The organism is Streptomyces sp. SCA2-17 (genome assembly GCF_044336695.1).
Genome location: NZ_CP117521.1, coordinates 5,369,179 through 5,386,875, shown reverse-complemented (window position 1 = coordinate 5,386,875; position 17,697 = coordinate 5,369,179). Strand labels below are relative to the sequence as shown.

Annotated in this window: 9 protein-coding genes; 5 read left to right on the top strand and 4 right to left on the bottom strand. The window is 72.1% G+C overall.

Annotated elements, in window-relative coordinates; all coding sequences use genetic code 11:
- Window positions 1-7 precede the first annotated feature (7 nt).
- Window positions 8-337, bottom strand: coding sequence for an SAV_915 family protein (locus PS271_RS24255; RefSeq protein ID WP_398384589.1), 330 nt, complete (start codon window positions 335-337; stop codon window positions 8-10).
- A gap of 15 nt (window positions 338-352) precedes the next feature.
- On the bottom strand, window positions 353-2,149 hold the full coding sequence (locus PS271_RS24250; protein WP_398384588.1) for an AfsR/SARP family transcriptional regulator: 1,797 nt from the start codon (window positions 2,147-2,149) through the stop codon (window positions 353-355).
- A gap of 458 nt (window positions 2,150-2,607) precedes the next feature.
- Between PS271_RS24250 and PS271_RS24245 the strand changes: the two genes are divergently transcribed.
- The gene (locus tag PS271_RS24245) at window positions 2,608-3,450 is read left to right on the top strand and encodes a helix-turn-helix transcriptional regulator (RefSeq protein WP_398384586.1); all 843 of its coding nucleotides are present in this window, start codon (window positions 2,608-2,610) and stop codon (window positions 3,448-3,450) included.
- Window positions 3,451-3,555: 105 nt separating this feature from the next.
- On the opposite strand, the gene PS271_RS24240 is transcribed toward PS271_RS24245, so the two are convergent.
- Together PS271_RS24240 and PS271_RS24235 are read right to left on the bottom strand one after the other, a co-directional pair.
- Window positions 3,556-4,665: a 3-dehydroquinate synthase II family protein gene (locus PS271_RS24240; RefSeq protein ID WP_398384584.1), complete on the bottom strand. Its 1,110-nt coding sequence runs from the start codon at window positions 4,663-4,665 to the stop codon at window positions 3,556-3,558.
- Between the two features lie 23 nt (window positions 4,666-4,688).
- Entirely contained in the window at window positions 4,689-5,540 is an 852-nt protein-coding gene (locus PS271_RS24235; RefSeq protein WP_398384582.1) for a 2-amino-3,7-dideoxy-D-threo-hept-6-ulosonate synthase, read from the bottom strand.
- Window positions 5,541-5,919: 379 nt separating this feature from the next.
- On the opposite strand from PS271_RS24235, the gene PS271_RS24230 reads away from it, so the two are divergent.
- From PS271_RS24230 to PS271_RS24215, 4 genes are all read left to right on the top strand, one after another.
- Complete coding sequence (locus tag PS271_RS24230) at window positions 5,920-6,939, top strand: aromatic ring-hydroxylating dioxygenase subunit alpha (RefSeq protein ID WP_398384580.1); 1,020 nt, start codon at window positions 5,920-5,922, stop codon at window positions 6,937-6,939.
- Between the two features lie 32 nt (window positions 6,940-6,971).
- Entirely contained in the window at window positions 6,972-7,928 is a 957-nt protein-coding gene (locus tag PS271_RS24225; protein ID WP_398384578.1) for a PDR/VanB family oxidoreductase, read from the top strand.
- A 78-nt stretch (window positions 7,929-8,006) separates the two neighbouring features.
- On the top strand, window positions 8,007-11,120 hold the full coding sequence (locus PS271_RS24220; protein ID WP_398384576.1) for a non-ribosomal peptide synthetase: 3,114 nt from the start codon (window positions 8,007-8,009) through the stop codon (window positions 11,118-11,120).
- Window positions 11,121-11,149: 29 nt separating this feature from the next.
- Entirely contained in the window at window positions 11,150-17,653 is a 6,504-nt protein-coding gene (locus PS271_RS24215) for a non-ribosomal peptide synthetase (RefSeq protein ID WP_398384574.1), read from the top strand.
- Window positions 17,654-17,697 lie beyond the last annotated feature (44 nt).

Below are 17,697 nucleotides of genomic sequence, written 5' to 3'. Positions count from 1 at the left end.
CGCCGGCCTAGGCCTCCAGCGGTAGCCGGCCCCAGGCCGGGAGCACGGTGTTGTCCATCGCAAGCGGCACGGCCACCAGGTGCGGATCCACGGTCAACCGCATCACCCCCAGCGGCTCGGCCAGCGCCCGCAGCATCGGCTCGGCGAGTTCGACGCAGGCCTGGCCGTCGCCCAGCGCCATGGCCAGCCGTGCCCGCGACGTGAAGCCGACGACGGTGCGGCCGCCCGGCGAGGTCCGGAAGAGCCTGATGAGGTAGCCGCGCGGCCGCTGCCGTACCGGAACGAACAGCCGTCCGGCAGGGGTGCGCTGAGCTCCGACGCCGTGCCTGGGTTCCATGGGTTCCTCCGTGAGTCATGGCTGATCCCGGCTGCTCGGACAGGTGAGGGCCTCCTGGCGGAGGGCCGGCAGCAGGCGGCGGGCGGTGTCCGGGTCCGTTCCCGCGAGCGTCGCGGCGATCTCAGCCGTCAGCGGGCCGCTGTGCGGGCCCAGGCACCGCACCGTCCGTGCCGCGTCCGCAAGCAGCGCCCGGTACGACGTGTCGAGGACGCTGCGCATGCCGGCAGCCGGGTCATCCGTCACCGTGAACCGGCCGCGTTCGGTCACGTGGTGCCCGGCCGGTGCGCTCAGCGGCACACGGGGGTGGGCGGCCAGCCTCTCCGCAACGACGCGCAACGCCAGCGGCATCCCCTGGCACTGCGCCACCAGGTGTGCGGTGGCGGCTCCCTGCGCCTCCAGTCGTCCCCCGCTGAGACCGGCCAGCAGCTGCGCCGACTCCTCGTCGTCCAGCGGCCCGATCGTGACCAGGTGCGCACCGTCCCGCGCCGCAAGCCCGCCGAAGCGCTGCCGGCTCGTCACCAGGACGCAGGAAGAGCCCCTGGGGATCAGCGGCCGCAGCTGTTCGGCGCTGTACGCGTCGTCGAGCACCACCAGCATCTTCTGGCCGTGCAGCAGGCTGCGGTAGAGGGTGGCACGGGCGGCCGGGCCCGGAGGTATCCGCGAAGCTTCCACCCCCAGGCCGCCCAGGAGTTGCCCCAAGGCGTCCCCGGCACTTACCGTCCCGCGCTCCGGTCCGGTGCCGCGGAGGTCCACATAGAGCTGGCCGTCGGGGAAACGATCGATGAGCCGGTGCGCCAGCCGCAGGACGAACGCCGTCTTCCCCGCCCCGGCCGGGCCGTCGATCACCGCCACCGGTGTCGTCGCATCACCCCGCGCGCTCTCGCCGGTCACCACGCCTTCCAGCCACGCCAGCTCCTTCTCCCGGCCCACGAACCCTCGGGCCAAGGGCGGTAGTTGCGCCGGCCTGGGCGTGTCCCGGAGCGCGGCCCGCCGCCCCGCGAGCAGTACGGGTGCGGTGTCCGCGCCGGGCAGGCGCGGCTCCGGACGTCCGGACAGGATCTGGTGGTAGAGACTGCGCAGGTCAGCGCCGGGCTCTATGCCCAGTTCCCTGCGCAGCAGCTCCCGGGTCTCCTCGTACACCCGCAAGGCGTGGGCCTGTCGTCCGCCGCGGTAGAGCGCTACGATCAGGAGCCAGCGCAACCTCTCCCGCAGCGGCTCCTCGGTCACCGCACCGGTCAGATCGGGAACCAGCTCCGCGTGTCGTCCGACCGAGAGCATGTCGAGAGCCCATTCCTCAACGGCGGTCAGCCGCAGGTCCCGCAGCCGGGCGCGTTCCATCAGGGCGAAGGGCCCGGGGACTCCGTGGAGCGCCTCGCCCTGCCAGAACGACAGGGCCTTCTCGTACAGCCGCAGTTTCACCTCGGCGTCGGACTCGCCCCGTGACTTCCGTGCCTCGCCGAGGCACTGGGCGAAGAGCGTGGCGTCCACGTCCGCGGGGTCCAGCCGCAGGCAGTACCCACCGGATTCGGAAGTGAGCACCGTGCCGGCCGCTCGCCTGCCGCGTCCGGGCTCCAGCGCCCGGCGCAGGCCGGCCACATACGTGTGAACGCCGTTGGGGGCGGTCTGCGGTGCGGCACTGCCCCATACGGCGTCCACGACGTTCTCGACGCCCACGACCTCGCCCGCGCGGCTTGCGAGCAGGGCCAGCACGGCCCGCTGTTTGGGCGGGCCCAGCGCCACCTCTCCCCCGTTCCGCCAGGCGCGCACCGGCCCTAGGAGCCGTATGTGCAGCGATGCTCCCGCGGTCGCCATGGGTGATTCGCCTCCTGAAGTACTGTTCCGTTCGTTCCTCCGGCGGCTCCCCACATCGACGGCAGCCTCCGCGGAGGAATGATCTGCACAAACAAGAAGAAGAGGAGGCGCCGTCACGTCTCGACAAGGTGACTGCGCCTCAGGAGACAGCCCTGTAAGGGCACACGACAACGCGCCGGAGATAAGGGATGACAGCTCGGTTGCGCTCGCTCGCCCGAGCCGGATTCCGTTCAAAGAGGGGAATTCGGCGGAGGGGCCTGTCCGAGGCCTGCTGAACGCGCTGCTGACTCCCATTATATGAAAGGCCGCGCGAAAATTACCACTGTTCCGCGGTGCCGCGGCTCCGGCCGCGCACGTGTGCAAGTGTTCACTCCGGGCAGTTGAACACCCGCCGCCGTGCCCCTGCGGCGCGTCAGCGGGCCCGGAGGCGGCCGGCCGGCGGCTGCTAACTTGTGCTGATGGCAGCCACCACACGTTCGAGCGACTCCGGCCGCCGGACGCTCGGGGCCTTCGTAAGATCGCGACGCGAGCGCCTGTCCCCCGACGACGTGGGGATCCCCGACTCGTCACGCCGCCGGACTCCCGGGCTGCGCCGCGAGGAGGTGGCCGCGCTCTCCGGGGTGAGCCTCAGCTGGTACACGTGGCTGGAGCAGGGGCGGGACATCAAGGTGTCCCGCCAGGTTCTCGCCTCGCTCTCGCGGGTCCTCAAGCTCTCCGCGCCGGAGATCCGGCACCTGTACCGGCTCGGCGACGAACTCCCCCCGGACCTCGGGATCGCGCACAGCTGTCCCGGCCCGGACGATCAGCTCGAAGCCATGGTGCACGCCCTGGAACCCAACCCGGCAGTACTGCTGGACCACCACTGGGACGTCCTGGCCTGGAACCGGGCGGAGGCGAGCCTCTTCACGGACTTCGGTGCGCTGCCCGTCGAGCGGCGCAACATGCTCTGGGTCATCTTCGGCTGGCAGCCCGCGCGTTCCCTGATGACGAACTGGGAGGCCCAGGCCGGCCAGGTGCTCGCCCAGTTCCGCATGCGCGCCGACGAAGAATTCGGTGACCCCCGCTTCTCGGAAGTGGTGGCCGACCTGCTGGCCCACGCCCCCGATTTCGCCCGCTTCTGGCAACGGCACGAGGTGGCCGACTACCGGGCCGTTCACAAGCACTTCATGCACCCGCGGGCGGGCCGGCTCACACTGCGCCAGTCGAAGCTGATCGCCGCGGACGACCCCCGTATCCACCTGCTGGCCCGCTTCCCGGCCGACGAGACGACGAAGGACGCTCTCGCGCTGCTGGTGGAGTGAGTGCGGCACGCCGCCGCCCGGCCGCCCGGCTCCCGTGCGGCGTCCGCAAACAGCGCCGGCCCCCACGACCGGGTGCGGTCGAGGGGGCCGGGGTGAGGACCAGGATCACTGCTCGTGCAGGAACTCCCGGATCGGGTAGCCGACATGACGCTGGTCGGTGAGCGCGTAGCCGAGGATGACGTCACCCGGCTTCAGCTCGGTGATGTTGTGGACGCTGCCGCCGGGACCGAGCACGCGCACGTGCCAGTCGTCCTGGGCGATCACGTTCACCTTGCCGCCCGACGGCGACTCCGCCTCGATCAGGAGCATCGGGCGGCTCTCCATCTTGATGCGACCGACCACGATGCGCCGCGTGTTGCCGTCGGTGTCGACGGCCAGCAGCTCGGAGCCGGAGCGCAGTTCGGCGAGGTAGCGCGTCCGGTTGGCCGGCGTGAGGCTGTAGGAGTGCAGCGCTGCCGCGTTCACCCGGAAGGGGCGGGTCGGCATGTACGGCAGCGGGTGGGTCTCGCTGCTCACCAGGATCATGCCCGTGGCGTGCGAGCCGACCAGGATGCCCTCGTTCTGCTTGAAGTGGGAGCAGGTGTCGACGCACACCCGGTCCCCCAGGCCCACGTGGGCGAGCCGGGTCACCGTCAGCTCCTCCAGCTTCAGCTGCTCGGTGCCCTCCTGGCAGATCTCGGTGAGCGTGGTCGCCTCGCCCACGGCGGCGGGCCGGAGCATGACGCCCTCGGGGCCGCGCTCCAGCACGGTGAGCGTGATCTCGGCGTCCTCCAGGTCGGTGACGATCGTGATCAGGTTCCCCTCGGCCTTGTCCGTGGCACCGAGCAGGATCTCCAGCGGGATCTTGCTGGGGTCCTGCTGGAATTCCACCACGGTCCAAGGTGCCGTGGACGCGACCGTGCAGGCCACGTTCAGGGACTCCTCTCCGGTGACGGTGACGAAGACGCCCTGCTCCGCGCCGGGCGACGCCGGCTCGTACCGGCCGGTCAGGGTGTGGTCGACGACCAGCAGATCGGCGATCTCCGCCAGCTTCTCGGCCGCGGCCTGCGCGGTGTCCGGGAGAATCAGGCCGATCTTGCGCTTGGACGGCGGAATCGTGGCCAGCAGTTCCGGGTCGTCGGAAACGAACCCGTCCACGCCGATGTGCACGGCCTCCTCGATCACGGGGGCGGTGATGTCCTTCAGCCCGCGGACGTCGATCCAGGTGAGCTTCACTGCGAACTCCTCGGTGGTATTGGTCAGGCCTGGGCAGGTGTGGGATAAGCGGCCGCGAGCGGCCGGTCGGAGCGGGCGGGGTCACCGCCGGCGGGGTCAACGGCCGGCAGGTGCAGGGCATCGGCGACCCGGCGTACGGCGCCCGCGACATCGGGCGAGGCCCAGACGTTGCGGCCCATGGCGACGCCGAGCGCGCCGGAGGCCACCACCTCACCGACGGTCCGGGTCAGTTGCCGGCCGCCCACCGGGGCACCGCCCGCGGTGATGATGCCGATCGGGCAACTGCGCACCACCTCGGCCATCGTGACCGGTGACCCGGTGTAGGGCACCTTCGCGATGTCGGCACCGAGGTCAGCGGCGAGGTTCGCGGCGTGCGCCACCAGTTCGGGGTCGGTCGGGTCGGTCACCCGGGGGCCGCGGGGATAGATCATGGCGATGAGCGGCAACCCCCAGCGGGCGCAGCCGTCGGCGGCCCTGGCCAGGTCACTCAGTTGCTCGGCTTCGGTGTCGGAGCCCATGTTGATGTGGATGCTGACCGCGTCGGCCCCCAGTTCCAGCGCTTCCTCGACCTCGGCGAGCCGGACCTTGGCGTTGGCGTCGGGGGCGTGCCGCGTGATGCCGTTCAGGTGGAGCACCAGGGCCGTGTCGCGCGGTACCTCGGCCGGCAGGAACCGCATGCGGCCCTTGTGGACGAGCAGGGCGTCACCGCCGTTGCGGGACACCGCGAGGGCGATGTCGCGGAAGGCCTGGGCGGAGGCGATCGGGCCGTCGGCGACCGAGTGGTCAAGAGGCACCACGAAGGTCCGGCCGGACACCGGATTGATGAGGCGGCTCAGCCGCAGACTTTTTCCCGGGGAATGATGGACCAATTCCATGGCGATTCCTCTCACACCGGACGCGGCCGCACTGGCGCAGCCCGGTCGTTCCACGGAGACAGATGGATGGGAGAGAACGTCCCGGAACTGTGGCGGATGACCTGATCGACGGGACTCATCCTTATCGAAGTCGCAGAGCTTCAGGCATGTCAAGTGACCGGCCATACCGGAATATTGAGCTCCGAGAATTGCGATTGACATGACGCCCGGCGAACGTATCGTTGACCCCTGTCGAATCGCGCTGCACCAGCTGCCGGTCCCCTTCCCACGGTGACGGAAAAGTCGTAGGAACACTTCCGTTTCGCCATCGGCGGACCTTTCTGCCGCCGATTTCATATCGATTCGCGCGCGACGCCCTCTGATATCTCAGGAGAGCTCCATGAGTAATTTTCCGCAGAACTACTGGTATGTCGCTGCCTGGAGCAAGGAAGTGGGCAGAGAGCTCCTCAGCCGGACGATCTGCGGCGAGCCGATCGTGTTCTACCGGACCCGCGACGGACGGCCCGTGGCCCTGGCGGACCGCTGCGTGCACCGCCGGTACCCGCTGTCGCTGGGCCGGCTCCAGGACGATTCCATCGAGTGCGGCTACCACGGCTTCGTCTTCGACTGCTCCGGTGCCTGCACCTTCGTGCCCGGCCAGGACCGCATTCCGCGCACGGCTCGGGTGCCGCGCTACCAGCTGGTGGAGCGGGACAAGTGGATCTGGATCTGGATCGGCGATCCGGGCAAGGCCGACCCGGACCTGGTGCCGGACGCGCACTGGCTGGACGACCCCGCGTGGGCATCGGTCGAGGACATGGCGTACTCGCCGTTCCGGTACAGCCTGCTGATGGACAACCTCATGGACCTGTCCCATGAGACGTACCTGCACGCGGGCCTGATCGGTACGCCCGAGATCGCCCGGACACCGTTCACCACGCACGTCGACGACGAGAACAACCGGGTCGCGTTCTCACGTCACATGGAAGCCGTGGAATGCCCGCCCTTCTACGAGAAGACCACCGGATACACCACGCCGATCGACCGCTGGCAGGACGTGGCGTTCCAGCCGCCCGCGTTCTGGGTGAACAACGTGCGGGTGGCGCCGCACGGAACGCCGGTCGGTCCGAACGGGGACGAGGGCGGCGCTCACGTGAAGATCCTGCACGGGCTCACTCCGGAGACCGAGCACAGCACCTGGGACTTCTGGGCCGTGGTCCGCGACTTCGCGCTGGACGATGACGCCGTCAGCCAGTCGCTGCTGACGATGAATCAGGAAGTGGTGCAGCAGGACCTGGACGCCCTGACCGTCCTCGAGAAGGTCGTGGCCAGCGAGCCGCCGGGCACGCAGGAACTGAGCGTCGCGATCGACGCGGGCGGCCTGGCCGCGCGCGAGATGCTCCGCAAGATCAACTCGTAACGGTCCGCAAGAAGCCCCGAAGGACGGAAGACATGGCCGGCGACACGTTCGAGGTCCTGATTCGCGAGCGGACCGAACTCGCGGCGGGCGTACTCGGTCTGGAGCTCGTGGCCCCCGGCGGCGGCGCACTGCCTCCTGCGGAGCCCGGCGCCCACATCGACCTCCTGCTGCCGTCAGGGCTCGTGCGCCAGTACTCCTTGTGCCGCACTCCCGAGGACCGGGCCGGCACCTGGCGCATCGCTGTCCTGCGCGAACCCGGCGGTCGCGGCGGATCGGTGGAGCTGCACGACGAGGTCGCCCTGCACACGCGGCTGCGCGCCGCCGGCCCGCGCAACCGCTTCCCGCTGCTGCCCGCCGACGACCTGCTGTTCATCGCGGGCGGCATCGGCATCACCCCGTTGCTGCCCATGCTCGCCGAGGCCGAACGCCGGGGCAGCCGCTGGCGGCTGGCCTACGGCGGCCGGACCAGAGCGTCCATGGCGTTCCTGACCGACCTCGCCCGCTACGGGGACCGGGTCACCGTCGTTCCGCAGGACGAACAGGGACTCCTCGACCTCGACGGGCTGCTGTCCGGGGTACCGGCGGGCGGACGGGTCTACTGCTGCGGCCCCGAGCCGCTGCTCCAGGCGGTGCGGGAGCGCTGTGCCGCGCTCCCGCAGGTGACGCTGCACACCGAGCGATTCTCCGCCGGGGCCGCCGGCACCGTCCCCGAGGGGGCGGACACGAGCTTCGAGGCCGTACTGGAGCGCAGCGGCAAGACGGTCCTCGTGCCTGCCGGGACCTCGGTGCTCAAGGCGCTGCGCAACGCCGGTGTGGCCGTGCTGGCCTCCTGCGAGGAGGGCACCTGCGGCACCTGCGAAACCACCGTGCTGCAAGGGACGCCGGAGCACCGCGACAGCCTCCTCACACCGGAGGAGCATGCCGCCGGGGACCTGATGCTCATCTGCGTCTCCCGCTCCCGTGGCAGCCGCCTGGTCCTCGACCTCTGATCCTCCGCGCGTCCGGACCACGACACGCCCCGCGTCCCTGCTCGACCCCCCACCCCCGGTCACACCTGGAGAACACCGATGACGCACCCCTCGTCCTGGGACGGCCTCATCGAGGATGCCTTCCTCGAACAGGTCCGGGCCCGTCCGTCCGCCACGGCCCTGGTCGCGGGTCCCTGCGTACTGACCTACCAGCAGCTCTACGAGCGTGCGGCCGGCATCGCCGCCGGGCTGCGCCGCATCGGCGTGCAGCGCGAGACCTTGGTCGGCCTCGCCTTCGACCGCTCGGCCGACTCGATCGTGGCCCTGCTCGGCGTCGTACTCGCCGGCGGCGCGTACGTGCCGATCGACCCGGCGTACCCCGAGCACCGGGTCCGCCAGATCACCGAGACGGCCGCACTGCGCACCGTGGTGTGCCCGGACCCGGTGCGCGAGCGGTTCACGGCGCCGGAGCCCGTGCGCACGTACGGACTTCAGGAGCTGCTGAGCCTCGGCGACGCACCGGACGAGGCGCCGGCGGCCCACTGGGAGCCCGCTTCCGAGCACTCTCCGCTGGCCTATGTGATGTTCACGTCCGGCAGCACCGGACGGCCCAAGGGCGTGATGGTCGAGCACCGTGGCGTGCTGCGCCTGGTCAAGGACACCGGCTACACCGACCTGTCACCGGCCCAGCGGATGCTCCAGTCGGCGTCGCTCGCCTTCGACGCGGCGACGTTCGAAATCTGGGGCGCGCTGCTGAACGGCGCGTCGCTGCACGTCATGGACCACGAGACGGCCGTCGTGCCGTGGCGCTTCGCGCAGGCGGTCCGGGAGCAGGGCGTGACCACCGCCTGGATGACCGCCCCGCTGTTCCACCGCATGGCTCAGGAGGACCCGGCTGTCTTCGGCTCGCTCACCACCCTGCTGACCGGCGGGGACGTGGTGTCCCCCGGCCATGTGCAGCAGGTCCGCGCGGCCAACCCCTCGCTCACCGTCGTCAACTGCTACGGCCCGACCGAGAACACCGCCTTCACCACCACGTTCCCCGTGCGCGAGCACACCGGCGCCCCGCTGCCGATCGGCCGGCCGATCCCCGGCACGACCGTGCGCGTCTGCGACGAGCAGGGCCGCCCGGTGCCCGCCGGAACCGTCGGCGAGCTGTACACCGGCGGTGCCGGGCTGGCACGCGGCTATCTGGCCGACCCCGAGCTGACCGCACGAAAGTTCGTCCTGCTGGACGGGGTGCGCTACTACCGCACCGGCGACATGGTGCACGCCGGCGAGGACGGGCTGCTGCACTTCCACGGCCGGCAGGACGACCAGGTCAAGATCCGCGGCCATCTGGTGGAGCTCGCCGAGGTCAACGCCGGGCTGCGGGCGCTGCCGGGCGTGGCCGACGCGCACACCCGGGTCGTGGGCGAGCCGGGCGAGGAGCGTTCCCTGGCCGCGTATGTGGTGGCGCCCGGCGCCGAAGCCGCGGTGCTCCGGCGCGAGCTGCGCGGGCGGCTGCCGGAGTACCTGTGCCCGGACCGCTTCGTGCTGCTGGACCGGCTGCCGCTGGCGCCGAGCGGCAAGGTCGACTGGCGGTCCCTGCCTCCGGCCACGGCCGGGCAGGCGTCCGGGAGCGGGGGCGGTGGCCGCGGACTCACGGCCGAGGAGGCCCGGCTGGCCGGGCTCTGGGCCGGCGTGCTCGACCTCGACGCCGCGGCCATCGGCCCGGATTCGGGCTTCTTCGAACTCGGCGGCAACTCGCTGCTCCTGGGCGCGCTCATCGGCCGGCTCGGCCGGGAGGGCGTCGCAGTGAGCTACGCCGAGGCGATGGCGGCGCCTTCCCTCGCGGGAATGGCCCGCACGCTCTCCACCACGAGCCCCGCCCCGGTGCCGGACATCCCCCGGCCGGCACCGGGCGCGGTTCCCCTCCACCCGCAGCAGCAGGGGCTGTTCGCGATCTGGCAGGCCGAACCCGAGTCACCGGCGTACAACATCCCGGTGCGCCTGGAGCTGACCGGGCCCGTGGACCCCGAACGGCTCCGAGCGGCGCTGACCACTCTGGTGGCCCGGCACGAGGCGCTGCGGATGCAGTTCACCGTCGAGGCCGGCGGTGTTCGCCAGGAGCCGGCTCCGCCCGCCGCTCCGGAGTTCACTTTTCTGCCCGCGCCCGACGAACGGATCGTCGCCGGCTTCGTACGTCCCTTCCGCCCGTACCGCCCCGACGGCGCTCCCCTGCTGCGCGCTCTGCTGGTGCGCACCTCCGCCCCCGACCAGCACGACCTCCACCTCGACACCCACCACGTGGTCTTCGACGGGGTCTCGCTCCGGATTCTGGTCGAGGAGCTCCTGGCCGCGTACGCGGGCGAGCCGCTTCCCGGGCAGCCGACGGACTACAGGGCGGCGGCGCAATGGGCCGCCGACCGGGCCTCCCAGGGGAACGACGCGCGGGACGAGGACTACTGGATGCGGCAGTTGACGGGCGTGCCCACCGATCCGGTACTGCCGGTGGACCGCCCGCGCGGACCGGCCCGGGCCGCCCGGGGAGCGGTGGTCAGCGCCCTGCTGGACGCCCGGCGCTGCGCCGACGTCCGCGCGGCGGCACGCCGGCACCGCACCACGGCGTTCGGGGTGATGTTCGCCGCGTGGGCCGCGACGCTGGCGCGGGTCTCCGGACGCCGCGACTTCACCATCGGAACGCCCACCAGCGGGCGGGTCCACCCGCAGCTCGACTCCGTCGTGGGCATGTTCGTGAACACGGCTTGTCTGCGCGTGCGCTTGGACGGCGCGGCGACGCTGGGCGACCTGGTGGCCCAGGCGGACCGGCTGGTCCGGGAGGCACTCATGCACCAGGGGCCTCCGTACCCCCGGCTGGCACAGCGACTCGGGGAGATGCCCCGGACGGGACGCAATCCGCTGTTCGACGTGTTGTTCGCGCTCCAGGACATCGACTTCCACGTGGTACGCGGGGCCGGGCTCACCGCCCGTACGGAACTGGTCAATCCCGGGACCACCCGCTTCGACCTCAACCTCCAGGCGTATCTGCGCCCCGGCGAACTCAGGCTCGACCTGGAGTACGCCACCGACCTGTACGACAGCGCGTCCGCCCAGTGGCTGCTCGACGCGTATCTGGAAGCCGTAACCGAGCTGATCGACGATCCCGCGGCCGAGGTGATCCGGGCCGGACGCACGACACCGGCGGCCGAGATTCCGGACTTCGACCTGTGAGGGCCGCCGAAGTAGACACGAAGGGAACCATGAGCACCGCGTTCCAGCTCAGCCGAGCCATCCATGCCTTCCCGGAGCAGACCGCGTACTGGTCGTCCCGCCTCGCCGGCTGGGAGCAGCCCACCGCCCTGCCACGCGACTTCCTGGCACACGCCGGCGAGCTCTCCCACGACCAGGTCCTGGTGCCGCTTCCCGCCGCATGCGCCGACCGCTGCCGCGCCCTGGTCAAGGACCGGCCCGCGCTGGCCCAGGTGCTGGTCACGGCCGTCGTCGCGGTGCTCGGCGCACGCGCCACCGACACCGAGCAGGTGCAGGTGGTGGCCGGGTACCGGCATTCCGCCGGGGCCTCTGACGCCGCCTTTCCGCTCGGCCTCACCGTCACCCGGGAGACCACGCCGCGCGCTCTGCTCGCCACCGCCCGGGCCGCGTACCAAGAGGCGACCGCACACCTGGACGTGCCGGTGACCCACTTGATGCGCACCGAGGGACACACCCCCACCGACCTCGCGGCAAGCGTCGACGGGGAACTCTCCGCGGCCCGGGCCGCGGAAGCCGGGTGCGTGATCCACGTCGACGTACGGCTGCGCTCCGAGGAGCCGCGGCTGGTGCTGCGCTACCGCGCCGACCTGTTCACCACGGACACCGCGAAGCGGCTGGCCGACGCCTGCGTCCGGCTCCTGGACGCGGTCACCCGCGACCCGGACGCCCCGGTGGCCGGCCTCCTGGACGCGGCCCCCGGCGAGTGCGCCGCGATCGCCGGATTCAATGCCACCTCCCGCGACTTCCCCGCCGACATCCCGCTCCACCGCTTCCTGGAACGCCGGGCTGCCGAGACCCCGCAGGCGGTCGCGGTGCGCGACGACGGCACCACCTACGCGGAGCTGGACCGGCGCGCCAACCAGCTCGCGCACCGGCTGCGCGCCGCCGGCGTCGGCGCCGGCACGGTCGTCGGCGTGTGCCTGACGCGCTCACCGCTCACGCTCACCACGATCTACGCGGTGCTGAAGGCGGGCGGCGCCTACCTCCCGATCGACCCGACGCTTCCCGCCAACCGCGTCGCCTACATGCTGGAGCACAGCGAGACGCGCATCGTGGTCGGCGACAGCGCGACACGGGACGTGCTCCCGGCCGCCGGAACGTTCCTCGACGTGAGCGAACCGGGCATCCTCAACGGCGACGCTCCCGCACCCGAGGGCGGCGCGGGACCGGACGACCTGTGCTACGTCATCTACACCTCCGGCTCCACCGGCCGCCCCAAGGGGGTCATGCTGAACCACCGGGCCGTCGTCAACCGGCTGGTGTGGATGCAGCGCGCGTACCCGCTGACCGCGGACGACGTGATCCTGCACAAGACGCCGTTCACCTTCGACGTCTCCGTGTGGGAGATCTTCTGGTGGACGCTCGCCGGGGCGTCCGTGTCCACCCTTCCCTCGGGTGCGGAGAAGGACCCGGCGGCGCTCGTCGCCAGGATCGGCGAACACCGCGTCACCGTGATGCACTTCGTTCCGTCGATGCTCCAGGTGTTCTTGCAGTACGTGGAGCGGGACGCCGCCGCGCTGGCGTCGCTGCGCCGGGTGTTCGCCAGCGGCGAGGCCCTGGGCATGGCGCACGCCGTCCGCTTCGCCGAGCTGCTGACCGGCCCGCTCGGTGCCGAACTCGTCAACCTGTACGGCCCCACCGAGGCGGCCGTCGACGTCACGCACTTCCCGTGCGCGGCCCTCGACCCGCGGTTCCCCGTCCCGCTGGGACGGCCGATCGACAACATCGTCCTCAGGGTGCGCACCCGCGCCGGCACCACCGCCCCGATCGGAACACCGGGTGAGCTGTGCATCGGCGGAGCGGGCCTTGCCCGCGGCTACCTCAACGCACCGGAGCTGACCGCCGAACGGTTCGTCGACGATCCGCAGCTCCCGGGCGGGCGCGGCTACCGTACCGGCGATCTGGCCCGCTGGCTGCCCGACGGGACGCTCGAGTACCTGGGCCGGATCGACACGCAGGTGAAGATCCGCGGATTCCGCATCGAGACCGCGGAGATCGAGCACGTCGCCGAGTCCACGCCCGGTGTCGCCGCCTGCGCGGTCCTCGCCCTCGACGACGGCGGAGACCGCAGCCTGTGCGCCTACGTGGTGCCCGGCACGGGCTACGACGAGGCAGCGGTGCGCGAGCGGCTGGCGGCCGAACTGCCCTCCTACATGGTCCCGCAGTTCGTCGTCGCCGTGCCCGCCATACCCACGACCCACAACGGCAAGCGTGACGTCAAGGCCTTCCCGCCACCGCCCCGGACGGCCACCGCGTCGGGCCGCGCGCCGTCGAGCCCGGTCACGGTCCGGCTCGCGGAGATCTGGGCGGGCGTACTGGGCGTGGAGAACATCGGCCTGGAGGACAACTTCTTCGCCCTGGGCGGCGACTCGATCAAGATCGTGCGGGTGCTGGCCGAGGCACAGCACAGCGGGCTCGACTTCTCCTTCCAGGATCTGTTCGCCCATCCCACGCTCGCCGGCCTGGAGCCGCGCGTACGACAGGGCCCGGCGGACGGCGACGCGGCCGAGGAGCCGAGCCCGCTCGCCCCGGACGACGCACGCCGGCTGCCGCCGGACGCCGAGGCCGCCTACCCCCTGTCCGCGTTGCAGGCCGGCCTGCTGTACGAGGTGGAGCTGACCGGAGGCCGGCCGGGCCTCTACCACGACATCGTCAGTTACCGGATCGGCGAGCCCCTCGCCCTGGACGCCTTCCGGGCCGCGGCCGACGCGGTCGCCGCCCGTCACCCGATGCTGCGCACCTCGCTGCACGTGTCCGGCTACAGCGAGCCGCTGCAGATCGTCCACGCCGGCACGACGGACCTCGTCGAGGTCACGGACCTGTCGCAGCTGGACGAGACGGCGCAGGAACGGGAACTGGCCGGCTTCTACGACCGCGAGCTCGCCCGCGGCTTCCGCCCCGCGGAGGGCGGTCTGGTGCGCATCCGGCTGCACCTGCTGGGCGAGCACGGCTACCAGTACAGCCTCAGCTACCACGCGGCCGCGCTGGACGGGTGGAGCGTCAGCGTGGTCCACCACGACCTGTTCGCCGCCTATCTGGCGCTGCGCGCGGGGCGGGACCCCGGGTTCGCGCCGCTCGGCTCCGGCTACCAGGACTTCGTCCGCCTCGAACGCGCCGCGGTGGCGTCGGCGGACAGCCGTGACTTCTGGCAGGGTCTGCTCGACGACCACGAGGGCGCCCGCCTGCCCCGGTACCCCTTCGACCCCGCGGACGCCTCCGGCGTGGCCATGCACGACGTCCCGCTGGACGGCCCTGTCCCGGCCGCGGTCGAGCGCGTCGCCGAACGCCTGAACGTGCCGGTGAAGTCGGTACTGATGGCGGCGCACGTGGCGGTGCTCGGCTTCGTCACCGGCTCCGGCGACGTGCTGACCGGCTACGAGCACAGCGGCCGGCCGGAGGTCGCCGGCGGCGACCGGATCGCGGGTCTCTTCCTCAATACGGTGCCGTTCCGGGTCAGCCTCGACGACGGCAGCTGGGCCGACCTGGTCCGGGAGGTGTACCGCGCGGAGACGGCGCTGCTGCCGCACCGGCGCTACCCGATGGGCGAGACGAAGCGCGTACGGCAGGTCCAGGAGCCGCTCTTCGAGGCCGTCTTCAACTTCACGCACTTCCACGTGCTCGACGATCTGCGCCGCGAGCACGGTCTCCGGCTGGAGCGCAGCCGGGTCGCCAGCGAGACCGAGTTCCCCTTCCGCGCCGAGTTCTGGCAGGACGCCTTCAGCGGTGAGGTCGCGCTGTCGCTGCACTACCACCGCGACGTCTTCCCTCCCGAGCAGATCGAGAGGATCGCGGGCTACTACCGGCGCGCCCTGGAACTGCTGACCACGGAGCCCGAGTCGGCGCACCGCGCCGTGACGCTGATGGGCGACGAGGAGCTGGAGCTGCTCACGGCGGGCCTCGCCGGCCCCGCGCGGGAGCGGCCGGACGGCGGAGTGCTCGGGCTGTTCGCCGCACAGGTCGCGGACCGGCCCGGCGAGGTCGCCGTACGGCACCGGACGAGCACGCTGACCTACCGGGAGCTGGACGCGCGGTCCGCTCACCTGGCCGGCCGGCTGCACGCCGCGGGTGTGCGGGCGGGTGACGTGGTCGCCACGCCGATGGACCGCGGAATTCCGTGGGCGGTGAGCGTCCTGGCCGTGCTGCGGCTCGGCGCGGTGTACCTGCCCCAGGAACCGACCGATCCGGCCGCACGCCTGCGGACGATGCTGGCGCGGTCCGCGTGCCGCCACGTGCTCACCGGCGCCGGGCACCGGGACACGCTGGTGCGCCGGCTGGCCGGTGACGGCGAGGAGGCTCCGGCGGTGCTCTGCTACGAGGAGCTGATCGCCGAGCCGGCCGGGCCGTTCCCGTCCGAGGCCCCTCCCGGTCCCGCCTCCCCGGCCTACCTGATCTTCACCTCCGGTTCGACCGGTGAGCCGAAGGGCGCGCTGATCCACCACGAGGGCATGCTCAACCACCTGCTCGCCAAGATCGACGATCTGGGGATGACGGCCGGAGACGTGGTGGCGCAAGTGGCCACCCAGTGCTTCGACATCTCTGTGTGGCAGCTGCTCTCGGCCTGGCTGGTGGGCGGCCGCACGGTCGTCTTCGACGCCGAACTCGTCACCGATCTGCCGGGTTTCGCCCGGGCGCTGGAGGACGAGGCCGTCAGCGTGCTGGAGGTGGTTCCCTCGTTCCTGGACGCGCTGCTCGGCGAACTCGACGACCGTCCGCGGACGCTGCCCGCCCTGCGCTGGAACCTGGTGACCGGCGAGGCCTTCCCGCCCGCTCTGACCCACCGCTGGTTCGAGCGCTACGGCGTGCCGATGGTCAACGCCTACGGGCCGACCGAAACCTCCGACGACGTCACCCACCACGTGCTGACCGGTCCGGCGACCGGGGAACGCGTGCCGGTGGGCCGCCCCATCGCCAACACGAACATCCACATCGTCGGGGCCGACGGCCGGCACGTTCCCTTCGGCACCTACGGCGAGATCATGGTGACGGGCACGGGCGTGGGGCTCGGCTACCTCAACGACCCCGAGCGCACCGCGCGGGCCTTCGTGCCGAACACCCTCGACGCGTTCCCCTCGGTGTCCGGGCACCTCTACCGCACCGGTGACATCGGTCGCTGGCTGCCCGGCGGGGTGCTGGACTGCGCCGGCCGCCGGGACCACCAGACGAAGCTGCGCGGCTTCAGGATCGAGCTGAGCGAAGTGGAGGGGGCGCTGGCCACGGTGCCGGGGGTGGACCACGCCGTGGCGCTGGTGCGCCGCGACGGCGGCCGGGACAGGCTCGCCGCCTGGTACACGGGCACCGCCGAGCCCGCACCGGAGGTGCTGTCCGCCGCGCTGGCGCGGCTGCTGCCCCGGTACATGGTGCCGGACGTCTTCGAGCGGCTGGAGAACTTCCCCGTGACCCGGAACGGGAAGGTGGACCGCGCCGCACTGAGCCGCCGTGCCCTCGCGGACCGGACCCCGGAGGCGGTCGAAGCTCCCGGGAACCCCGCCGAGTCCGCGATGGTCACGGCGTTCGCCGAGGTCCTGGGCGTGCCCGGACACACCGTCTCGGTCACCGCCGGCTTCTTCGATCTCGGCGGCCACTCCCTGGCCGCGATGCGGCTCGCGGCCAGGCTGCCCGGCGTGACCCTGCGCGACGTGGTGGCCCATCCGACGCCGCGGGCGCTGGCCGCGGCGGCCGCCCGGACGGCTCCGGGCGCGGACGCCGGGCCGGCCGGGAGCGGGCCGACGGCGGACCGGAGCGTCTCCCCGCTCACCGATCTGACCGCGGCGGCCGGGCTGCGGACCTCCGGCCCCGCGGCAACGGTCGTGTGCTTCCCCTTCGCGGGGGGCACGGCCGCCAGCTATCTCGACTTCACCAGGGCGCTGCACCAGGCAGGGGCGCCCGTGCGGGTGCTGGCCGCCGACTTCGGCGGCGCCCTGGCCGACGGGGCCGGCGTACAGGAGCTGGCCACCGCGATAGCCGACCGGGCCGAGGGGCCCCTCGTGCTCCTGGGCCATTCGGCGGGCGCCGCACCGGCCCTGGACACCGCGTTCGCGCTCCGCCGCAGCGGCCAGGAGCCCGCACACGTCTTCTTGGTCGCGTCCCTGCCCCGCTCCGACGACCCCGCGGACTACGACCCGGAGGCATCCCTGCGCCGTAGCGACGAGGAAGTGTGGCAGTGGCTCGGGCAGAACACCGGCCTGGACACGGCCGTGCTGCCGGCGGCCGGGCTGCGCCGGCTCGCCCGGGACTTCCGGCGGGACTCGGCCGCCGCGGCCCGCTCCTGGACACGGCTGCTGGCGACGCCGCCCGGCAGCGCGCTCGACTGCCCCCTCACGCTGCTGCTCGCCGCGGACGACCCGCTCACCCGGGACCACGAACAGCACGTGCACCGCTGGGCGCGGCTGGCCCGCGAGCTCGACCTGAGCATCGCCGGTCACGGCGGCCATCATCTCAACGCGAGCCGGCCTGACTTCCTGGCCGAGCAGGTACGAAAGGCAGTCCGCCCCTGAGGGCACAGGACGCCTTCGAGCGGATCACCGGGCGCCACCGGACG